Genomic DNA, 22,667 nt, shown 5'->3' on the forward strand with positions numbered 1-22,667 from the left:
AAGATCAGAGAAAATGCACTGCCCACCATAGCTATACGTTTGATGTCTCAACGGGCGCATGCAGAGTAAAGGTCGGCACAAAGTAAGAATCTCACCAAGGGAGATCACAGCGTTCACTGCAAGGTAATTTGTTTCAGTGACTAGTGAGCCTTTTTAAAAAATCAGGCTTCCGATAATTACATTCATGCTGACCAGCTACAGGGCTTCCTTATCCTGCTAAAGTTCTTCCAATCAGAAAATTACCAAGCATTTCCTTTTGCTTGCTTGCATGCATCGGGTGAAATTCACCGGCAAACAAATCCCGATAGAGACGCTCTATACCAGCTTTGTAATAATACGAATAGCCGCCTAATGATTCCATCGCTGCCTGAGCACTCATTCTGCCATGTTGTGTTATTATGGACTTTGCCTGCAGCGCAATAGCAGCAGTATCACTCGTTGGCTTTATATTTAAATTGTTGGCATTCTCAATTAATTTTTGAAGCGTCATTTTTGTAATCTGGTAGTTGTTATGCATTTCGCCAAGACATGAAAGCGCATGAGACTCAGGGTTGTCTTTCTTCGAGAATAATGCTATAGTCTTTTTGGTAATGGCTTCAACAATACCGGCATAAGGCGCAATAAAAACCGGAAAAGCAAATGTGCTGACTACATCCCAAACAGGATGCCACTTCCCTCTTTCCCTGATCAATGTGATCTTTTCTTCCGGAACAAACACATCTTTAAAACTAATGGAATTGGATCCGGTGGCTCTCATCCCCATCGCATTCCAATCATGAATAATCTCTACACCATCACTGTTTAGCGGAACCGAAAAATGCAGAACATGTTCACTCTTACCATCATCATAAGCGCAACTCATAACAGCCACATTTGCTATAGGCGATCCACTGCAAAAAGATTTCTTGCAGTTAATACGATAACCTCCTTCAACTTTTTTTGCTGTACCATTTGAGGATACCCAATCGCCACCACCTGTACTTAAAAGAATCAAATCTTTTTCTACTACTGCTTTTAATGTTTTGGTGGCTGCCGCATCTCCATTTATGTGTTTAAAAACCAGGACCGCTACCAGGTGCATGTGCATTGACAATGTAAGGGAAGTCGATGGACAATATTGAGCTAAGTCTTTTAAGAAATAACAAAGCTCCGAATACATTACACCACCACCTCCTAAGTCAGCAGGTATCAAGGCTTTGTATACACCTTTCTGTTTTAAGAGGTTGAAGTTCTTTTCGGCAAATTGATTTTCTGCATCGTAGGTTAAACCATGCTTTTCAATTTCAGGGCCTAATTCAGTCAGGACATTCTGTAAGTTCATTTGGGTAGGGGTTATTTTTTTTATATAATGGTTCATTACTCCACCGGCACAAACCTACCCTAAACAAAACCAGCCGTCATTCACTTTTGATTCAAAAAATAGCACTAATGAGTCATCAACCCTTGAGCGCTAATGGATTCGTGTCTAGATATAGTCTATGGCAAATTCCCTAGGTGATATTCCAAAACGTTTCTTAAAGGCTCGCGAAAAATAGGTTGGACTCGCAAATCCAGACTCATAAGCAATTTCGGAAATGGTTTTGTTATTCAGTTTGATAAAGGTAAGCGCCTTTTGCAGTCGCATTTCCTGGATAAATTGATTCGGTGACTTCGCTGTTAAAGATCTTAATTTTCGGTTCGCCTGCGATTTACTTAACCCCAACTCTACACTTAGTTTTTCAACACTTAACGTTGGATTATTCCATTCTTTCTCGAAATACTCCATCAACGACTTGAGAAACTTTTCAGTATTCAAATCAAGCACAACAATAGATTTATCAATTGTGCGGTTAAAATTTTCACTTTCGAAAAGATCCTTAATCTCTGACGTTACAGTTATACATCCGTGCGTTATCTCACTCAGATATCTGGACATCTTTATAGTATCTTCGAAGATGTTCGATTTTTCATTTACCGGAACTCCTGCACTTAAACCCGTTTTGATTCTTAAGTTGAAAGAACTTGTTGTGTTATTAAACAATGACTGATTTTCCAGTGTGCACAATACTGCATTTGTAACCGAATCAAAAGACGCCAGCATGCAATCATCCTTGTGCTTCACCAGTCGTCCTTTATACTTGGCAATTGCTGTTTCAAGAGATTGATTTACCTGTGCAACAGCTTCAGTCAACTCGCCCTTATCAATATTATTTAAAAGAGATCTTTCAATTTTAACAGTCATTAAAATCCGAAAAGCAGGATCGTCAATAATGTTGAGCGTTGTGTTTCTTAAATTTTTCGGATCCTCAATTCTACCCAGAAAGGACTCAACAATTGTTGTATCCACTTCTATAATTTTATGCGGAAAATCGCCATGCGCATGGACGTGCATATCCTCGATTGCCTTTTTATTGGGAGCCTGAATCAGGCAGAAAGCAATTTTTCTTTTTTCGTCACACCAGTACGTCATCCCCTTGCAACCATACAGATGCTCGACTTTAAGATCTTCCTGATGCATCTGTGCTACATGTTCTGCTGTAACCTCTTCGGGGATGTCGTGGCGATCCATATAAATTGGCATAGGCATTAGTACGTTAGTAATTCCAATCTAACTCTTTTGTGTTTGCCTTCAAACAAATTCACGTCCATTGAGGAAACACCTGTAGAATAAATCCAATTTCACGGCACAAAAGTCCAAGCTGCAAATCGGTTTTACCGAACGCCTCCTGAAGCTTTTTAGCACCTCACATTTACAACTCAAAAAGTGACATCACTGATCTCACCACAAAAGAATTCCACCATTATTAAAATCAATCATTCCGAAAATATTTAGGCTATCTGATACGATATATACCCTATATATAGACTCTTCGCTTCGGTGCCTATACCGACAAAAAATCAGTAAACATTAACTCCTGAATAGGTATTTAACCCCGGACAGTCCTTTGTATCTCCCGATTTTATATTTGTGTTGTAGCTGCTTTAAGTCATGCAAAACATCGGTTTCGTACGATGATGTATACATATAATCAGCGGATCCTTGACCTCTAACGACAGACCGAGAGATGCGTGCTACTGAAGAAGAACTACAAGCCGCGGAAGAGGAAATTGCAAGGCTGAAGTCAGAAGGTAATTGTGGACACCGCTATATCTGAGCTTTTTCCAATACCGATATCGAAGTCACCGGAATTTACCACTTCGGTTGACTTATACTTTACTAATCAAGATAAAACACCACCTTGAGCAACCAGGGTCACCAATGGTTTTTAGGGGTATAGTAACCGATTTGATCCAGAACTGCTCATCTTTTTTTTGTCATACAGGCGGGTAAAAATATTTAATAGACCTTTCCTACCCTTTTCTAATACTTTTTATACAGACGCCTTGCATTACCATTTGGTACTTTACAAGCAAAATGTATGAGTGCATGGTTAAACTTCAGACTGAGAATTGCAAAAGCCTATTCAATATAGCGTCAACCTCCTGCAGTGGTTTACATAAAAAAAGCGCTATATTAAAATATGCAATGCTAATATTTTTTATGTGTTTTGCCTCCACAAAGGCAAGCGCGCAGAATATACCCGATCACGCACCAAAAGGTTTTGATTCCGTTCGTTTAGCCATACCCCATGGAAAGATTGACACGATATATTACTATTCAAAAACGGTAGGCGCCAGGCGCAGAGCCTTGGTATATACTCCTCCCGGATTTACGAAGAAAAAAAAATATCCTGTCTTATATCTTTTGCATGGACTCGGTGGCAACGACAAAGAATGGGCGTACAATGCACCGCCTCAAATTATTCTGGATAATCTCTATGCCGAAAAAAAAGCAGAGCCAATGGTGGTTGTGATGCCGAACGGCCGCGCCATGAAAAACGACCAATCAACGGGCGATATCTTTGACAGTGTTAAGGTAAAATCGTTTTCAACTTTTGAAAGAGACTTGCTGGATGATCTCATTCCATTTATTGAACACAGTTATCCGGTATATAAGCAACACCGCTACAGGGCTATAGCAGGGCTGTCTATGGGTGGCGGACAGGCGTTGAATTTTGGACTGGGTAACCTGGACAAGTTCGCGTACGTTGCCGGCTTCGCTCCTGCCCCCAATACAAAAATGCCCGAAGTGTCGGACCTTCGGAAAGCAAGGAAGCTAAAATTACTTTGGATATCCTGTGGTGTAGACGACTACTTACTTTGGGTCAGTAAACGAACACATGATTTTCTGGCAACCAACAACATCCCGCATATATACTATACAGAACCGGGTACGCATGAATTCAATGTATGGAGAAATGATCTGTATATATTCTCACAGTTGTTATTCAAACCGATTGACAAGGCTGTATACAATCAGCTCAACAAGCCCTTCCGCTAAAATCTGGCCCACTCAGGAGCTTAAGAAAAAGACACATTAACATTTCCCATATAGTTACAACAGACTATACAAATGCTTACATATACTTGTTGTGACAATTGAACCGCCAGTTGAGTCTGACAGAGTATATATTCCGGAACACCCAGGTTATCCCGAATGAGATACGACAATTAAGAATCATCTCGCAGACCTGTTCGAGTATAACCATAATTGTGGCAATATTTTACTGGCTGCATTGTATGAGTTCCTAAATAAATCGCTTGTATAGCAAGATGAAATACACTTTTTACACGCAATTCGACATCTGTGCATATTCACTTCCATCTTATCGAACTCGTTGTTCTCCATATTTTCAATAATCTTGTTACACATTACTGCGCAATTCAACACAGCAGTCCATTTACGGATTGACTTTGTGTCGCGGGCACATTTTAATCGTAACATATCGGCTTGCAGTACAGTGATACATTCACTCAGCAGAACAAACAACGATTGAAACTTCGGTCGAATATGATTCACAAAAAATATATTTAGATATGTATTACAACGGAGCTATAGCTCTACCATTTTATCAAGTATGTACAACTTTTACTTCCATGCAACCTGGTAGGTTTGCTCAGGTTTAGCCAAACATTATTGCAAGAGGAGTCTTTCGGTTTAAACCGACTCAGCGTTGTCAGGATAATACCACGATCAAAGTCACTGGGATATGGCGTGGAACAAACCATTTCAGCAAAACGTCCCTCGGGATCAAACGTAATTAAATCATAGCCCCCAATTCCATCGCCACGGTGGTTCATGCCATAGACCACGTCAATTGCCCGCAGCGCTTTTTCCAGGGAGTCTACGCGTGGAGAAAAAACAGCTTGTCCTGAAATGCTTTTGCCAATGGAGAGAATCATATTAGGTCCTAAGGCATTGCAGATTTCTTCTATAGCTTTCAGACACTGTCGTTGACCATACCAATTACCAGTCTCTATATTCTCAATACCATATTTCCTTAGAATATGAAAACAATATTCTTTTCCCAGCGGTATAGCATTGATAAAGGTAACGATGAATCGCCCCAACACTTCAACTTTTGATTCCAAGAAAGCAGTAGTTTCCATATTACCAATCAAGTTTTTCTGAATAGCGAGTATAGTTCAAATCGGATCGCCTATATATTTTACTCCTATATATATTGATCCAGGATACTGAGGTTATATTAAAAAAGGGTTCGCAACAATTTCTCATGGCAAATCCGAAACCTGAACATCCTTTTACTCGATTGGCTTTAACGATCCGGCAAAACCACCGCGTCTCAGGAGCGCGACATTCACTATACTATTCCTGGTAACCACCAGGTATTGTGATGCTAAATCTTTATCATGTTTACCGTCTGTAATCAGCGTCAGTTTATATTGCTTTCCTTCGGTGAGGAAAGGGAAGAGAATTGTTTGCTTCTTTTCCATATCCTCAGAATTTATACCGGCTATATACCAGTCTGCGCCCCTTCTTCGGGCCACCGTGACCTCTTTTCCGGGATACCCACTTACAAGTTTTATATCATCCCATGCGCTTGGTATATCCTTGAGAAAAGATTTCGCTTCTTCCTGCAATTGGTAATATCCGTCTGGTCTGTCTGCCATGTGTTGCAGTGCAGACTCGAACAAAACGCTGAGCGCGAGCTCGTGTCCATACGAGGTAATGTGCGTGTGTTGAGAATTGGTGAATGTTACCGGGGTATAATCCATGGAGCCTACTACGTTTCTCGTAAATGGTAATATCGAATTGTGCTGAGGCGCTTCGAATGTAAATTCCGGAATGTTGTTATACCATTCCGCTCCCTTTACTGCCTCATAGGTCATGAGATGCGGATAAGTACGTGCCCATCCTCTTGGCACAATACAACCATGAAAATATACCATGATCTTAAACTTCGCTGCATCTTCTAAAATATCAAGGTAGTATTGAATCATATTCTGTTTCTCGCTTTCAAAAAAGTCAACCTTAACACCAGCGACTCCCATCTTCTGAAGCTTGGCAAATTCTTCTGTCCTGTTTGCATGGTTTAGCATTCGATCCTTCGGAGTTGCCCCAACCCACGTATGATCTCCTCCGGAGTTATACCAGAGCAGCGGCTTCACTCCTTTTGACCGGATATAGCTGACTGCATCGTGGAGATCACCACCATTTCCCATCGTGTCCCATTCCCAGTCAAGCAACGTATAGGTCCACCCCATCTTCGCAGCGAGGTCAGCAAACTCACGCACAATCTGATAATCTTTTGTACCGTGATTACTTGACCAATAATTCCATGAAACAAGTCCGGGTTTTATCCAGTCTGTGTCCTGCAACTTCGATGGCGTTGATACATCGTCTACCAGTGTTGACTCCACTATATCTGCCAGACTGCCTATAATGATCACTCGCCACGGAGACTTCCAGGGAAGTGTAATGTTTGGAGCAGACTTCCCTGTTCCTCTCGCATCATCCGGGTTCGGGAACGTAAGTTTATACTTCGTTGCATCGACAACGTTGCTTAATTTGGTTCCACAGTAATTTCCATTCACATCAGCTTCATGCAGCAGAAACCAACACGAACTATCGCTGACGTGAACTAGTGCAGGGTAACCCCACTCCTGATTTTGTACCTGTTCACCTTTCATTTCAATATACGTTCTCTCGTTGGCAGTATTCCACGTCTCCATCCAGCGTGCACTCGTTTTGGGAATGGAGTAGGATGTAAATTCGTCCTTCATCACAAATGATCCTTTTGCCTCCGGAAATTCATAGCGAAAGGCAACACCATCATTGTAGGCACGCAACACTATATTCATTTTTGCTTTAGCAGATGTCTCAAAGTAAAAAACAACTTCTGTTGCTGTATTGCTACGCTTCGAACGTTTACCATGTATAGCTGTATATTCCTCTTTCACCAATTGAGGCTGGCTTGTTTTAAGCAGCGTCAGGTTGTTTGAGAAATCCTGGTCACTACGCGACAACCCCAGGTCTATACGCTCGATCACGCCTGACGCTTTTCCATCATTCAGATAATTTACTTTGAAGTACCAATTGGTTTGATCAGTTTTTGACTCCACTAATTCAATCTTTATTTTCTGATTGGGCGATACCACCGCCTTCGTCTGAGAGTAAACGGTGAATGATATAAAACTTAAAAGTATTACAAGTCGCAAATTCATAGTTTTAAAAAGACATCTATTGTATTGATATATACCCGCTATAGTTCGGAATTCAACCATTCTTTGGCACTCGATTCATCACCAAAATACTTCCTCTGAATTTTACTGGCGGCTTCTCCTGCGTGAACAACAGTCATGGAAGCCCTTCCGAAAATATCCTCAGGAACCACATACGCTATTCTGTTAACACCTGCCTCTACGAGCCTTCTATACCAGATATCCCGAAGGTATTCTTCCGCTCCGGATGGGTAAATCTTGATGTGCTGGAGATTTATCGCGCACTTGCTCAAATTGTAAAATCGCAGCATTTCGCAGGCATATTCCGTGAGGGCAACCACTTCTTCATAGCTAAAAAATCCATCACACTTCAAATCGATATATGCATGTTCCGGAACGTAGATAACACATCCGTTCTCGGTAATATGATTCTTCATTTATTAACTTTTTGTTTTGTTTCAGATACTCACACTCTTCTGCACTTGTCGATCTATCTCATTTGTATTTTAAATACAACAGCGATATCATTTGAAACAGACTTTGGCTTTTCAATTACCAGTTTATCGGAATATTGTTTCCATGAAAGCTTCGCTTTACTTCCCAGCATTTCGATGCGCTTGATATTGACTTTATTTTTGCCTAATGACTGGATGGATATTTTATCAACCGGGATACCCATTGTAGTAACATACAGTATATCTCCCTTTCTATTAAAGCGTATGTCGTTGGCAGTCAGCTTTACTTTTCCTTCATTAAAGCCCTGCGCATTAACGGGGTTAGATGTTTCCGTAGACGGACCTTCACCATATATTTCCCATGGACGGGTATCAAAAATACTTTCGCTGTTTACTTTCATCCATGCCGATATACCTTCCAGTATCGCTACTTCTTTATCGTCTATAGTGCCATCGCCACGAACCGGTATATTTAACAACAGGTTCCCATTTTTGCTTACGATATCCACCAGCATGTGAACAACCTCTCTGGCTGATTTATACTGCCCGTTTTCATAAATTGATCTTTTATAATGCCAGTCTCCTATACAGGTACATGTCTGCCACGGAAGTTGTTCAATTTTATCGGCAGCACCACGCTCTACATCCCACACCATACATTTCTTCTGATCTTCGCTCAATACTTTTCCGAACAGTACACCTTCCAGTTTACCCTGGTGTGTTGCCATGTTATGGTTATAGTAATGCGCTGCAATTTTCAATCCTACATCACTTACTGGATATAGCGGAAGAACGGAGTCATCGAAGTAAAGAAGATCCGGATTAAACTGATCAATCAGATCGATCGTCCGGTTGTAAAACTTTTCACAGTATTCAGCCGAAGGAATGGACGCTCCATTATCCCAACCCCACTGGTTCCACAAAGTATATATATTCTCACTGCCTTTACTCAACGGATGGTTTTGCGCATAGAGCTCCTGCGGATCGAGACCTTCCCACCAGGTTCCTTTACCTTCATCTTTGGTAATTTTACCATCATAGGGAACTCCGGCAAGCGGACCGTTCTTATCAGCACGTTGTGCTGTTTCCAACCACGTCCATGTATGGGACGCATGAACACTGAGTCCGAAGGGAAGATTATTATTTTTAGCAGCACGCGCCCAACCTGCTACGATATCTTTCTTCGGACCAACGTTTAGTGTATTCCAGGATTGATACTTGCTGTTCCATAGATCCAGATTATCATGATGATTCGCCATCGCGAAAAAGTACTGAGCTCCTGCCCGTTTATATAGCGCTACCAGTTTTTCAGGATCCCAGTTCTGCGCTTTCCAATCGTTGATTACTTCTTTGAAGCCAGCCTTGGATGGATGTCCGTAATGGGCAACGTGCCATTTATAGGGATCACTACCTTCATCGTACATAAACCGTGCATACCAGTCGCCCTGCTCCGGCTGGCATTGCGGACCCCAGTGTGCCCATATTCCAAATTTCGCATTGCGAAACCACTCGGGTGTCTGGTATTCTTTTAAAGATTGCCACGTTGGCTCAAATTTGCCCACAGTCTTCAACTCATGGGGTTGACTCATGGACAGCTGCAGAGAACCCAAGACTATGGCTGCAAAAACTACAATTGTCACAGTTTTCATTTACAATTGATGATATATAGTAGTACAATAAGATTGACCTATCACGAGAAGGTGATATATAGTGTATTTATATCATGCTCATTCCGTAAAAACTGTTACGGTGACTTAATGATTTGAGCACAATAGTTACTATACCTTAGGATACATTGACGTTAACATCAATGTATCCTTCCGATATAGCGATAATTTTAGTTCGTGCCTTCAATCAATACATCCGGCACTAGCTGATCTTCGTTTAAAAAGTTACTTTGTTCCTGCGATGATAGCGTCAATCGTACGCTGATCTTTTACAGTAAGATTTGTTCTGTCCAGCGCACCGCCTGTATCCCACCAGAATGGAATCATACCACTTTGCCTTGCCTGCTTAGTCGCAAGCGTTATCCAGTAATCCACAGAATTATTATGTGTTACCAGATCCTTTGGTTCGTTTTCACTTCCATCCCTTCGGTACGCGCCATACTCTCCTATTAGCACAGGAACACCTTTATCCACAAATGTTTCCTTCACCATTTTGAATTGGTTAATTAGTGCACTTTCATTTCCCCACTCCCAGCTTTCTAGAAAATTGCGGTCTGGTTCGATAGACGACTGATAATCTTTTCCCCAGTAATAAGCCATTTTGCCCCAGTCTACATCTTCATTCAGGAAACAAAACTGTGCTGGTGAATAATTATGTACTTCAACCATCAGGCGATTTGGTGTCGGGTCTTTCGGAAGCGTGCTCATCAATTCAGAGGTCAATACCATGTTTGTACCGGGTCCCTGAACAACAAGTACACGGTAACTGTTTCTTCCACCAGTAGATCGAACAGCGTCAATAAACGTCTGGTGAAATTGTGCTAATACTTTCGTTTCCGCAGCATTTCCAGCATCCGGTTCGTTGGCGCTGGCAAACATCAAATGCTCATCGAAATCACGCATAGCAGTAGCAATCTGCTCCCAAAATGCTCTTTGTTTAGCATCGATCGAATCTTGCTTCACCGGGGTGATATCCTTTATATTCCTTTCTAACCATCCACCATCCCAATGGATATTCAGTAACACGTATATATCGTTGTTTACACAATAGCCTACCACTTCTTTCACGCGGTTCATCCAATTCTGATCAATATGCGCAGTCGCCTTATTATCCACATGGTGCCAATTCCATTGACACGGAATACGAATGGCATTGAAGCCACTTTGTTTTACAAACTTTATATAGTCTTCTGTAATTTTAGGACTACCCCATCCCTGCTCATTGTTAGGAGCTTCAAAGGTATTCCCTATATTCCAACCCAATTTCATTTTAGCTGCAAGTTCAACCGCGTTGCTGCTCATACCTGTTGCATCAGGTGCCTTGGGCGAGGTGTTGTAAGACGGATATATCGTTGGCTTCTGCGAAACAGTAATGCGTCTTCTCTGACCGTTGTTGGAGTCAACTACCAATATTGTAGAACGCTTATTACCCGTTGCATTTTTACTAGCAATAATTTGAATGCTGGCGCTCCCACTATTACCGTTCACCTGGCTTACCTGCAGCCATGCTTCGGCAGCATTTTGAATAGTCCAGCTATCATTTGTAACGATCGAGAACTCCGATGTATCGCCCTCTGCGTTGAGCGAAATCTCCAGCGGTGTTACCTTTAGCTCAGGGGTTACGTCATCCTTTTTACAGGAACCAAAAAAAATAATCGTCATCAGTAATACTGAGACATTTAAAAAGCTGGTAATCTTCATTGATTGTTTAATTTGTGAATGTAATTGTTTTCTGAAAGGGACTTTAACTCACTATATTCATTCCATCCGGTTGATGCTGGCTCCTGTTCTCCTATAGGGTAATCGTTTTACTGGCGATGCCATGCTTCCAAAAATATCATTGTCCATTTCAGAATTCTTTTGACTATATATATATCGTTCAATATAAATTTAGAAAGAGCACCCGCGGGATCCTGTAAACAGGAAGCTCCGCAGGTTTTACTTTACTGCTATAGGAATACTGGCTTTATCTTTTCACCACTCTGAAGTTGTCGAAAGCAGCCTCGATACTTGTAGTTGTTTTCGTGCCATAGTTATGCAGGTAAAGAGTCAAGTAAGTCTTTCCGGTAGCAATGTTGAGTAGGTCAGAAACTTTTGCTATAGGATCACCTTTACCATCACCAAGGGTAGCATCCTTCTTACGGAATGACGACAACGGAATTGTCACCGTCTGCCATCCTTGTGTAGTAAAGGCGGCTGATTCTTTAGCCGATATTTTCCAAGGCTCGTATAGCGCTAAATAATCACCTTTATCAGTCCTGATACAAAGCGTACCTCCGTTCCAAGGTTTCGTAACATTGATTTCAAATTTGAAGGCCCATTTATCTCCTGAATCATTGAGATTGTCGGATGGCACCCATGCATATTCACCCAGGCGAATGGCGTTACCATCGCTACCCTCACCAGCCTTTAGCGCAACACTTTTATACGTAATGTACTGTCCGGTTCCAATTCCATACTCAGCATTATAAGGAGGCCAGCCTGTTGTGTTCGGGTCCGAGCTCCAAAGATCTACAGAGCCTCCCCACCATTGCCAACCGAAGTAATCACTCCATTCCAGATTACCCAAAATGCCAAGGCCACCTGCATTTATGAATGCTACATCATTTACCTTGAATGCAGTAGTGAATGTTCCACCCGGAGTAACAACAGTTACCGTTCCGCTTTCCGTTAGCTTCGGTGATACAAACTTTACTGAATTGCCATCTTCAGATTCTTCAAAGGAAGAAATTGTTACACCGGCAAATGTTATACTTTCAACACTAACAAAATTATATCCGTACAGATAAACCTCTTCACCTTCCTTGGGAATCTCATGCGAAACGTTGGTTATTATAGGGGGGCCTACGATCCGTATCGAAAAATTACCCGTTCCGATTCCTGTCGTGTAGCTGATCGTGTTGACGAGTGAAGCATCACCGCCGGATAAATTAGCAGGCACTTGTACAAGGGTACTTGAATCGGTATATACCACCGTGCTCAGGTCAGCTGCTATACCCTGAAATCTTATGTTCGTGGCATTGCTAAGATTAACCCCAACGATGTTGATTTGCTGTTCAGGAAAAACCCTGTCAATAATTTCTCCATCTGTATTTCGAACGTTAACAATAATTGGGGTGCCGGTGACAATAATTTCATACGTGCTTGTTCCGCCTTTACTAACTACCGTAATTACATTAAGCTTGTCTCGGGGCACCGTCAGGAACGGAATAGTCGGCACCTGCACTACCAGAGTTTCATCGGTTGCAAAAGCAAGATTGATAGTGGCCGGTATACTTCCAAAGTATACTTGTGATACAGAAGTCATATTTTTTCCATGCAACACTACCCACTGCCCGTCATTTAACGATGTAATAAGAGTATCATTTGGCGCGGGGGCATAATTGCGAACTTCGTTGATAACAGGCACGCGCATATCATCATCATCTTTGCAACCTGTGATGAACGTTAAAATCACCGCCATGCACAAAAGCTGCAAAACGCACACGCGGATATATACTATATTTTTCATAAATGATTGCTTCATGTTAATTAAAATGAATAAGGCACTGCAGGCTCCAGCAATAAAGGGTTGGCAGTTACCTCTACAGAGGGTAAAGGCAACTTAAATGAATTAACAGTTGCCGGTGTAATTACTCCATAAGAATCTCCTGGAGTTACTTTACCTGTAGTACTGTTAACCTGGATGTTAACGCGGCTATCTTCACCATTAAGGCGCTCTAAAGCTTTAGGCAGATTGTAATATGAAAGTCTAACAATGTCAAACCAGTATTCGCCTTCACCAGCCAGTTCTATCCTCCTTTCTTTAAATAGCGTAGGTTCACTAATGGAGCTAACCTCAGCAAGACCTGCTCTTCTTCGTATTTGATTAAAATACCCTAATGCTTGCGCATCGGAGGTTGTCATATTATTACCTAAAACTGCTTCAACATAAACCAGGTATATATCGGCAAGCCTTAATAATATAGTATGCTCCGGAGAAGAAGTATTACTCATCAGAGGCAGATTAAGATCTTTCTCGTTGCCTATAATATGCTTCTTTAAACCACTATTACCATTGAATTTAAGACCCGTTTTTGTAACGCCGTTTTCAACGTAACTTATATTCGTATTTAATTCCGGGTACGTGTCGTTCCTGTACATGAACGTAGCCTTACGCCTCAGCGAGTCCACTTCAATAGAGTCATTGGCAATATCAAGGTATTGAAGATACATATCGTATGTGGCTTCAATCCCATAGTAACCACCACCGCCATTTATCTGTAACGCGTTGCTGTAAAGCTGGAGCATATTTCCCTGGTACCAACCTCCACCATTTGTTGGCCACTGAAGAGCAAACAATGACTCTGCATTATCATTGAATTGATATTTAAAAACATCGGCATAGTTTTCCATCAATGATAAACCGCTATTCTCACAAACATTACCTGCATACAGTTTGGCACTGTCAAGGAGTGACTGATTGCGCGTGCCGCTCTGATTGAGACCTGCCCATGTCAGATATACTTTAGACAACAATCCCTGGGCTGACCATGTAGTAACGCGGCCTTTATCCCACGTTGCCGGCAAATTTTTCCGGGCAAATGTCAGATCATTAGCAACAAACTGATATACATCACTGGCATGATTTCTATATACCAATGGATTGTCAAAAAGATCTTTGCTGTCTTTAATAATAGGAACGTCCCCCCATAGCCTTGTCAACGTGAAATAAGCATAGGCACGCATAAACTTTGCCTCTCCCAATGCAGCATTTCTATCTGCTTCCGCGATGTTCTCTGATGCTAAATCTTCTATAGCATGGATGGTGGTATTGGAATGTGCAATCAAATTGTACATCGATCTCCATTCTGTAATCAAATTAAAGTTATAACCATTCAGCGAAAATGTATTTAACTCCACTGCAGGCCCGTTGTATCCAAGTATCATGTTGCCCCCCAGAACTTCACCCAATGGCAAGTAGCACTCAGAAGTCCAGGCGCCCCATATGCTACCGCTATATAATGACGCCGTTGCCTTCTCTAGATCCTCAGCAGTTTTATAAAAGTTTTCGCTCGTTACTGCTGACAATGCCGGACGATCTAAAAATGAATCGCCGCACGAGGCTAGAAGAACAGACGTAGCAAGTGATAGATAGATTATTATAGATTTAGTCTTCATGATTCTATAATGATAAGTTTAAACCAAATGTGATTATTCTTGGCTGTGGATAATAGCCATCATCAATACCTGCATATAGCGGGTTCCATGACCCGATTTCAGGATCCATACCGGAATACTTGCTTAGTATAAACAGGTTTGTGGCACTAGCATACACCCTTAAAGATTTCAGATGCATTTTTTGAGTCAGACTACCCGGGAGCTCATACCCTAAAGAAATGTTTTTAAGCCTCACAAACGAACCATCCTCAACATAACGATCCGACACTCTTTGGTTTCCATTTGTTCTGTCATTCCGCAGTCCGGGAATCTTGGTATCCGGATTGGATACATATACATTGTTAACATCAGAAGCCGATCCGTTTGGATCCACCAACGCCAGCTTTGCATAATCTTTTATACCTAAAAAATAAGCGGTACTTGATAGAGGGTCTTCGTGTGACTCGCGCGTTACATTATATACTTTGTTGCCAATGTTGGAGGTGAAAAATATATTTAAATCAAAATTTTTATACTTAAAAGTGTTATTCAACCCCAATTGCACCTTCGGAAGTGGAGACCCCAGATAGGTTTGATCGCTTTCATCAATAATTCCGTCTCCATTCAGATCCTTGAATTTAAGATCACCATACCAGATACTACCAGATGCATTGGCAAACGGAAGCGGCTCACCATTTCTCACCGGTCTTGGATGAGGGGCAATTCCATTTGCTTCGTCACCTAGAAAATCTGTTGGCGTTGCAAAAACACCTTCAACTATATATCCATAAAATTCTCCCAACGATCTTCCCGGCACTGTTCTGGAATATGCTGTGCTAATGGAAGCGTCTTTAGCATTTAATGCGGTTATTTCATTCTTGTTGTGCGACACAGTAAGGTCTGTTCTCCAGGTCAAGTCTTTACCACGGAGGTTATCAGAACTTATTCTAAAATCGAACCCCTTGTTCTCCATAGAACCTATATTTACATAGGGAGCTTTTAATGCACCCGGAGGCCAAGATGCGGTAGTCGTTCCGGAATAGAGTGGTAATGTGATTTGCATAGCAAGATCATTTGTCTTGCGATGGTAAAAATCAACCGAGAAATTTATCCGCCAATTGAAAAAAGCTCCATCGAGACCGATATTATTATAGAAAGTCTGCTCCCATTTCAAATCAGGGTTTCCAATCTCATCATTCACCATCGCTACACCCCCAAGACCTGTTGATGCGGTATTAAGTGTACTCGCATAAGAATAATCTCTGCCGCCAGCCCGGTTGGTTAAACCAGAGCTAATACGCAGCTTCAATTCATCAACGCTTCCTACACCTTCAAAAAAAGACTCGTTATTTATCTTCCATGCTACTGCTCCTGAATAAGACAGTATCCAACGATTTTGTTTAGCGTACATTGAATTACCATCATAACGGGCATTACCCGTGATCAGATAGCGGTCGTTAATCCCAAGATCCAAACGGCCGAAATACGACTCTATCGCGTTATGTTGCTTGCTGCCACTGTTGGTTGCTGTTGCCGGATCACCTGCTCCAACAGTTTGAACTGAGTTGGTAGGAAAATCCAGGCGTGTTGCACTTACCTGTCTCGAGTTGTTTAATTGCCACTCATGCCCCGCCATCGCAGTCATTTTATACTTATCTCCAAATGCATGATTATAGGTGAGATAGGAACTCATTTCTGAGTGATTCTGATCATTGTACTCTGCAGTACCATCATTCCTTGCTTTAATAAGGCTACCTATTACATAGTCCGGGTTAAAGACGTCTCGGTTTTGAATGGAAAAACTTCCCCCGATAACGTTTTTCAAGAGCAAGCCCTTTGCAACGTCAATCTCAACATAGGCGTTCGGATGCACCTCCTTACGATTGGACTCATCTTTATTAATTGCTGCGAGGGCTAAAGGATTTGCTATTGGCGGTACCCAACCACGATTCGTATTGTCTACGCCACCCCATGAACCATCGGAATTCTGCACAGCAACATCGGGGGTCATGCTCAGAGCCCTACCAATAACTCCTGAAGTTATAGCATTGATTTTATAGTCAATATTTACCAACTGAATACGTGTGCCTATTCTTAACCACTTGGTTGTTTTATTATCCAGATTTAAACGGACAGACGTTCTGTTAAACTTCGATCCGAAAGCAATACCATCGTTTTGATGGAATGTTCCAGATAAATAGTAGGTCGTCTTTTCATCTCCGCCACTTAATGCGATTGTATGCTCACTAATACGCGAAGTTCTGAATAACTCGTTCTGCCAATCTGTTCCCTTACCTAGATACTGAGGATTCTGAAACTCAGGTCTGGTATCAAAATTCCATGCTGCTCCCCTTGCGTTTAAGAAAGCTGCATGTTCACTCAAATCCAGAACCGGAAGTCTCTGTACCAAGCGTTGAAACCCGGTATAATGCTGATATGAAACGGTTGGAGCTCCCGGCTTCCCTCTTTTGGTAGTGATTAAAATAACACCATCGGATGCCTGGGAACCATAGATTGCTGTAGCAGCAGCATCCTTTAATACTTCGATAGACTCAATTTCAGATGGATTGATACTCGCTAATGGGCTCATACCTCCCGTACTAGAACCAGCAGTACCGATCCTTACACCATCGATTACATACAATGGATTGCTGCCTCCCAGCGAAGTTATACCGCGAATCTGCACCGAGACACCACCACCCGGTTGCCCGGACACCTGCTGTACTACCATGCCCGGGACTCTACCTTGCAGCGCCTGCTCCATGGTACTGACATTCGTTCTTTTTAGCTCATCACCTCTAACGGAAGATATGGCGCCTGTCATATCTTTTCTTTGCACTTCACCGTAGCCGATGGAAACTACTACCTCTTCAAGTGTTTGTACATCTTCAGTCAAATTAACATCTACAGCTGTTTGCTGTCCTACTAAAATCTCCTGCTGCTTATATCCTATAAAGGAGATAACAAGCATGTCATCGGGTCTGCCGGAGATTTTGAATGCTCCATCGGCATCCGTTACCGTTCCAATGGATGTGCCTTTAATAATCACACTGGCACCCGGTATAGCAGAACCGGATTCATCTCTCACAATACCAGTTATTGTTTGCTGTGCCAGAACCTTCAGGCACATGAACATAATTAGTACAGAGATGCCTAAACGTCTGTAAAGTTTTTTCTTCATAAAGATTTGGTTTGGTTAGGGTGTTTCCACTTTTGCAGGCTGTTCAACTTCTTCGGAATGTGAAATGGTCTCAATGCGATCGATTCCGGGTGAACAGCACTGTAATCGTTTGCAGTAAAGTTATGGCAGTGGGGGGCTTACGGATGGTATTGAATCGTCTTGTTCAGGCGGATACAGAGTCTACGCACGGTATCCGAAAGTCTCGAAAGTGTGTATTTGATTTTTTCTTAAACACAGGTCGTATACTGTATGCAGCGTGCAGTACAGGAACACAATGGCACTTAATCATTCACAAATCCATTTGCAACAGGGCAATCAGCCATGTAACGATCGAAAAAATGACCAAATACATGATCAGCTCAAGAAATAGCAGGAGTCTTAATTTTCGTTTCAACGGGTAGTAGCGTTAGCTGCCAAATATAGGCATGTAGTTTTCCGGAGAGCGTAGCCAATAATCCCAAAGAGGGCTAACAATTTGCTAATGTAAAAGTATATAGCTTCTAGTCTCTCCGCTTACCACTGGCATACGCGGATGGCAATACATGATATTGTTCTTTAAAATGGCGTGCGAAGTATTTGGGATTATTGAAGCCTACACGATACGCAACTTCCGATACGGAAAGCTGGCTCTTCTCCAGAAGCTGTGCTGCATGCTGCAAGCGAATGGAACGAATGAGTTCTAACGGAGCTTTACCGGTAAGCTCCTGCACCTTTCTGAAGAACTGGGCACGGCTTACACCAAGCTCGCGACTCAAGTCCAGCACGGTGAGATCGCTGTTGGCTATATTCTTTTCGATTGCCTCGATCACCCGGGCAACAAACTGTTCATCCAATGACGTAATCTGTATCTCGCTGGCTTTGATTCCATTTTTCTTTGCGAGTAATTTATGCAGGTCTTTACGTAATGAAATCAGGTTTCGTATTCTCGACTCTAATATAGGGAAGCTGAACGGCTTGGGTATATAATCATCAGCGCCTACTTCAAATCCTTCGAGCCGTTGCTCTTCACCAGAACGGGCTGTGAGCAAAATTACCGGTATATGGCTTACACGTTGATCTGATTTAATTTTCTTGCAAAGCTCCGTGCCATTCATGTCGGGCATCATCAAATCAGTAACAATCAAATCCGGGTATTGCGAAATGGCTTTCTTCCATCCTTCCTCTCCTGTCTCAGCCTCTATAACATCGTATGCTATCGTCAGGTTATCTTTCAGATAGAAACGAAAATCTTCGTTATCCTCTACCAGTAATATCAATGGCTTACTTCCTGATTTAGGATCAACTTCACTTTCACCATCCACAACATCGATCGGTTCGCTCACGGTCTCATGAACAGCGTTGATAATTTTTTTCAGCGGCAGCACAACTATAAAAGAACTCCCCTTCCCTACTTCACTCTCCACGCGTATCGTACCGCCATGTATTCGTACAAACTCTTTTGTTATAGCGAGTCCTATACCACTGCCCTGGTTTACGATCGAGCTTGGCAATTCATTTTGAAAAAAACGTTCGAAGATCAGTTCGTGTTTTTCCGGTGATATTCCGATTCCCGAATCTTTGACTATAATTTCCAGTATACTTTTTTCAGACGAATCTTTAACATCGACCATTACCGCGATCGCTCCATTTCCCATAGTAAATTTGAAGGCATTGGAAAGAAGATTGAACAATATCTTCTCAACCTTGTCATGATCAAATATAGCTTCCAGCGAAGATGTATTTGATTCGAAGGTAAGCTTGATGTTTTTTTTCTCCGACAGGTCTGCAAAAGAATATACCGTTTCACGAACGAACTGGATGATGTCTCCTTCGGATGGATGGAAGCGTATATCCTGAACTTCCATTTTTCTGAAATCAAGAAGCTGGTTCACGAGATTTAACAACCGCTTTGTGTTTCGCTGAATGAGATCTATATTCTTCCGTTGCTCAGGTTCTTGTACTTTTTGACTCAGACTCTCCAGCGGAGACAGTATAAGTGAAAGCGGAGTTCTGAATTCATGACTCACATTGGTAAAGAATTTCGTCTTCATCACATCCAGCTCGCGCGATCGCATCGCTTCTTCCTGTTGTTGCCTGATTGCAAACTTCATGCGCTCGCCTTGCTGTATAAGCCTACGCGTTATATAAAGTGCTGCAAACAGCAGGATCATATAGATCATATACGCTCCCCCTGATCTCCAGAATGGTGGCAGTACTTTGATAGGAAGTGAAATACCTTCTTCACTCCATTCTCCGTCATTGTTGGTAGCGATAACACGAAATGTATAATTACCAGCGTTGAGATTTGTGAAGGTTACTCTCCGGTTGTTGGCATCGGCTGGCAGCCAGTCTTCATTAAATCCTTCAAGTTTATATTTATACTTCGTTTTTGACGGCTGCGTAAAATTGAGTGCGGCAAACTCTATAGAAAAAACATTATCACTCGCTGCCAGTATAATAGAAGGATTGGTTGTAATGGAGGACGGTAGCGAAAAATGATTATCACCTTTACTTCCCGGCAGGACGCTTTGATTGAAAATTTGAAAATCTGTAAATACAAGCTGAGGTATAGTCTTACTATGCCCTATATCATCGGGTTTGAAAATATTAAATCCATTGTCTCCACCAAACACAAGCTCTCCACTCTTCATTCTTATAGAAGCATCTTCACCAAAACGTTGTCCTTGTAAACCATCAGCCTCGGAGTAGTTGGTGAAACGAAGCTGAATGCTATCGCCGGATGTTATGGGAGTGGCGCACGCAAGTCCATTGGAAGTACTAAGCCAGAGCCGGCCTTTGGAATCTTCTTCCATTGCCATGATTGTATTATTAGGTAGTCCGTCCTTTTCAGTAAAATTTGTTAACCGGTTTGTTTCTCTTTGCCATACACTAAGTCCACCCGTTGTTCCAATCCACATACGTCCTTTGGAATCTTCGAGTATACCGAGTATAACATTGCTCCGAAGTGATGCCGGGTTGTTCTTATCCGACTCGAAGTGAATCATAGTTCCGGAGTCTTTCATGAGCACATCAATACCCAGCGATGTACCGAACCAAAGATTACCATGACTATCCTCCACGATCGTGGACGAATAGGGTGAGATGAGAGCCTTTTGCTGGGGATGAGAATAGCGTGTAAATGTTTTCGTCTTTCTGTTAAAGAGGTTGACACCTCCTTCAAGCGTACCAATCCAAAGCTGATGTTTTGAATCCTCAAAAATCTCCCATGCACTCCGATCAGAAAAACTCTCCGGATCATCAACACGGTGCTGATACCGGGTAAATTTACTGCCGTCAAAACAATTGAGTCCGCCAAAGAATGTACCGATCCACAACTTGTCTTCATGATCCAAAAACAAACTCACAATAACATCACTGCTCAGACTATGCGGATCTTTCGGGTTATGTCTGTACGTTGTAAATCTGCCGCTCTTTCTGTCAAAGTATATTAAACCACCACCGTCTGTTCCCAGCCACAGATTTCCTTTCTTATCTTCTACAAAATGATTTATATCTTCAAAAGGCAAACCAAACGGTTTGGAGTTTCGGTTATAGATCGGAAACCGCTCCATACTTTTATGAAAGAAATTTAACCCTTTTTTGAAAGTACCGATCCAGATTATCCCGTCAGGGTCTTTATACAGCGTTGTAGCGGAATTGGCACTAAGCGTTGTTTCTAAATCTGCATCACGTGAAATGTTCCGTACCGAAAGATCTTTTTTATCCAGTATATTAATTCCTGCCCCGGAAGAAATCCATATATAGCCTTCATCATCCTGAACAAGTCCGGAGATGAAATCAGAGCTCAATCCCGCAGATATAGAATTTTTCCGGAGGTGGTATATTTTGTTCTCGCCTGATTTGCGATAAAATACACCTTCATCAACATTGGATATAAATCCCCAAAGGTCTCCTTGCTTATCGATCATCAGTTCACCAAACAACGTTTTATTTTCCTGTAAAGGAGTCTGCAAAAAAGACATACGCTTTACTACCGAGAATGTTCCTTCTTTCAATACGGCATTTTCCAGAACACCATTTGAATGTGCAATCCAGTACGTTCCATCGGGATGATGTGCCAGCGATGTAATGTAATTCGTAGCAATGGACGCGTTATCGTTATCACTATGCTTTATGGAAAACGCTGTTTTCTTTACTTCATTATAACACACCAGTCCGTTGTTTTCCAGCAACAGCCAATAATTACCGGCATTATCATGGACTACATTCGTCACGCTTGCCGGATTGATCGCTAAATTTTTATCGAGGAATCGAAATTCGGATGAGAACGTTTCTGTTGCCGAGTTGTAGAGGCAAACTCCGTTACCGGTTATAATACCAAGCTCTCCACCGGGTGCCTCGAATAGCCGCTTTATATAATCGTTCGGCAGAGAAGAAGAATCAGCAGGATCGTTACGGTATATTTTAATTGAATAACCATCAAAGCGATTCAAACCCGACTCCGTTCCAATCCATACGAAACCCGTCTTGTCTTTGCAAACTGCTCTTACGTAGTTATGTGACAAACCCTGACGGCTATCAAGGTGCATAAAGCGCTCCTGCCCGAATGTTCCACCGAACGGCAAAACCGACAGCAACACTACGATGCACCAACCGGATCCGGAAAAACTGTTCCCTTTCACAAACTTCATTGGATAGTTAAAATTCAATTCATGCTATATTCAGCAAGACACCGGAATCACT

At 42.0% G+C, this 22,667-nt stretch carries 12 protein-coding genes; 1 reads left to right on the top strand and 11 read right to left on the bottom strand.

All coding sequences use genetic code 11. The features are described from left to right. Positions 1 to 208 precede the first annotated feature (208 nt). Both ACFQ21_RS25755 and ACFQ21_RS25760 read right to left on the bottom strand, forming a co-directional pair. Positions 209 to 1,321, bottom strand: coding sequence for an acyl-CoA dehydrogenase family protein (locus ACFQ21_RS25755; RefSeq protein WP_377584376.1), 1,113 nt, complete (start codon positions 1,319 to 1,321; stop codon positions 209 to 211). 144 nt (positions 1,322 to 1,465) lie between these two features. Continuing rightward, complete coding sequence (locus ACFQ21_RS25760; RefSeq protein ID WP_377584378.1) at positions 1,466 to 2,566, bottom strand: nickel-binding protein; 1,101 nt, start codon at positions 2,564 to 2,566, stop codon at positions 1,466 to 1,468. Between the two features lie 939 nt (positions 2,567 to 3,505). On the opposite strand from ACFQ21_RS25760, the gene ACFQ21_RS25765 reads away from it, so the two are divergent. Then, a complete protein-coding gene (locus tag ACFQ21_RS25765) occupies positions 3,506 to 4,360 on the top strand; it encodes an alpha/beta hydrolase (protein WP_377584381.1) in 855 nt (284 codons plus the stop codon). A gap of 560 nt (positions 4,361 to 4,920) precedes the next feature. Here the strand turns inward: ACFQ21_RS25765 and ACFQ21_RS25770 are convergent. The 9 genes from ACFQ21_RS25770 to ACFQ21_RS25810 all read right to left on the bottom strand — a co-directional run bounded on the left by ACFQ21_RS25770 (position 4,921) and on the right by ACFQ21_RS25810 (position 22,615). After that, positions 4,921 to 5,469, bottom strand: coding sequence for a hypothetical protein (locus ACFQ21_RS25770; protein WP_377584384.1), 549 nt, complete (start codon positions 5,467 to 5,469; stop codon positions 4,921 to 4,923). A 153-nt stretch (positions 5,470 to 5,622) separates the two neighbouring features. Continuing rightward, positions 5,623 to 7,545: a glycoside hydrolase family 97 protein gene (locus ACFQ21_RS25775; RefSeq protein WP_377584386.1), complete on the bottom strand. Its 1,923-nt coding sequence runs from the start codon at positions 7,543 to 7,545 to the stop codon at positions 5,623 to 5,625. Between the two features lie 38 nt (positions 7,546 to 7,583). Next, on the bottom strand, positions 7,584 to 7,979 hold the full coding sequence (locus ACFQ21_RS25780; RefSeq protein WP_377584389.1) for a hypothetical protein: 396 nt from the start codon (positions 7,977 to 7,979) through the stop codon (positions 7,584 to 7,586). Positions 7,980 to 8,032: 53 nt separating this feature from the next. Then, positions 8,033 to 9,646, bottom strand: a complete 1,614-nt coding sequence (locus tag ACFQ21_RS25785) for an alpha-L-fucosidase (protein WP_377584391.1) — start codon at positions 9,644 to 9,646, stop codon at positions 8,033 to 8,035. A gap of 243 nt (positions 9,647 to 9,889) precedes the next feature. Beyond that, a complete protein-coding gene (locus ACFQ21_RS25790; RefSeq protein ID WP_377584394.1) occupies positions 9,890 to 11,365 on the bottom strand; it encodes a cellulase family glycosylhydrolase in 1,476 nt (491 codons plus the stop codon). A gap of 265 nt (positions 11,366 to 11,630) precedes the next feature. After that, on the bottom strand, positions 11,631 to 13,190 hold the full coding sequence (locus tag ACFQ21_RS25795; protein WP_377584397.1) for a glycan-binding surface protein: 1,560 nt from the start codon (positions 13,188 to 13,190) through the stop codon (positions 11,631 to 11,633). A 5-nt stretch (positions 13,191 to 13,195) separates the two neighbouring features. Continuing rightward, a complete protein-coding gene (locus ACFQ21_RS25800; protein WP_377584399.1) occupies positions 13,196 to 14,824 on the bottom strand; it encodes a RagB/SusD family nutrient uptake outer membrane protein in 1,629 nt (542 codons plus the stop codon). A gap of 4 nt (positions 14,825 to 14,828) precedes the next feature. Continuing rightward, positions 14,829 to 17,984, bottom strand: a complete 3,156-nt coding sequence (locus ACFQ21_RS25805) for a SusC/RagA family TonB-linked outer membrane protein (protein WP_377584402.1) — start codon at positions 17,982 to 17,984, stop codon at positions 14,829 to 14,831. 500 nt (positions 17,985 to 18,484) lie between these two features. Further along, positions 18,485 to 22,615: a two-component regulator propeller domain-containing protein gene (locus ACFQ21_RS25810; RefSeq protein WP_377584405.1), complete on the bottom strand. Its 4,131-nt coding sequence runs from the start codon at positions 22,613 to 22,615 to the stop codon at positions 18,485 to 18,487. Positions 22,616 to 22,667: the final 52 nt, after the last annotated feature.

Origin of the sequence: Ohtaekwangia kribbensis (genome assembly GCF_042676245.1) — a bacterium.
Taxonomy (GTDB): Bacteria; Bacteroidota; Bacteroidia; order Cytophagales; family Cyclobacteriaceae; genus Ohtaekwangia; species Ohtaekwangia kribbensis.

What these genes read in the sequence shown, in the direction of transcription:
- ACFQ21_RS25755 (WP_377584376.1), bottom strand. Translation starts at nt 1,321, where the DNA reads ATGAACTTACAGAATGTCCTGACTGAATTAGGCCCTGAAATTGAAAAG.
- ACFQ21_RS25760 (WP_377584378.1), bottom strand. Translation starts at nt 2,566, where the DNA reads ATGCCTATGCCAATTTATATGGATCGCCACGACATCCCCGAAGAGGTT.
- ACFQ21_RS25765 (WP_377584381.1), top strand. Translation starts at nt 3,506, where the DNA reads ATGCTAATATTTTTTATGTGTTTTGCCTCCACAAAGGCAAGCGCGCAG.
- ACFQ21_RS25770 (WP_377584384.1), bottom strand. Translation starts at nt 5,469, where the DNA reads ATGGAAACTACTGCTTTCTTGGAATCAAAAGTTGAAGTGTTGGGGCGA.
- ACFQ21_RS25775 (WP_377584386.1), bottom strand. Translation starts at nt 7,545, where the DNA reads ATGAATTTGCGACTTGTAATACTTTTAAGTTTTATATCATTCACCGTT.
- ACFQ21_RS25780 (WP_377584389.1), bottom strand. Translation starts at nt 7,979, where the DNA reads ATGAAGAATCATATTACCGAGAACGGATGTGTTATCTACGTTCCGGAA.
- ACFQ21_RS25785 (WP_377584391.1), bottom strand. Translation starts at nt 9,646, where the DNA reads ATGAAAACTGTGACAATTGTAGTTTTTGCAGCCATAGTCTTGGGTTCT.
- ACFQ21_RS25790 (WP_377584394.1), bottom strand. Translation starts at nt 11,365, where the DNA reads ATGAAGATTACCAGCTTTTTAAATGTCTCAGTATTACTGATGACGATT.
- ACFQ21_RS25795 (WP_377584397.1), bottom strand. Translation starts at nt 13,190, where the DNA reads ATGAAGCAATCATTTATGAAAAATATAGTATATATCCGCGTGTGCGTT.
- ACFQ21_RS25800 (WP_377584399.1), bottom strand. Translation starts at nt 14,824, where the DNA reads ATGAAGACTAAATCTATAATAATCTATCTATCACTTGCTACGTCTGTT.
- ACFQ21_RS25805 (WP_377584402.1), bottom strand. Translation starts at nt 17,984, where the DNA reads ATGAAGAAAAAACTTTACAGACGTTTAGGCATCTCTGTACTAATTATG.
- ACFQ21_RS25810 (WP_377584405.1), bottom strand. Translation starts at nt 22,615, where the DNA reads ATGAAGTTTGTGAAAGGGAACAGTTTTTCCGGATCCGGTTGGTGCATC.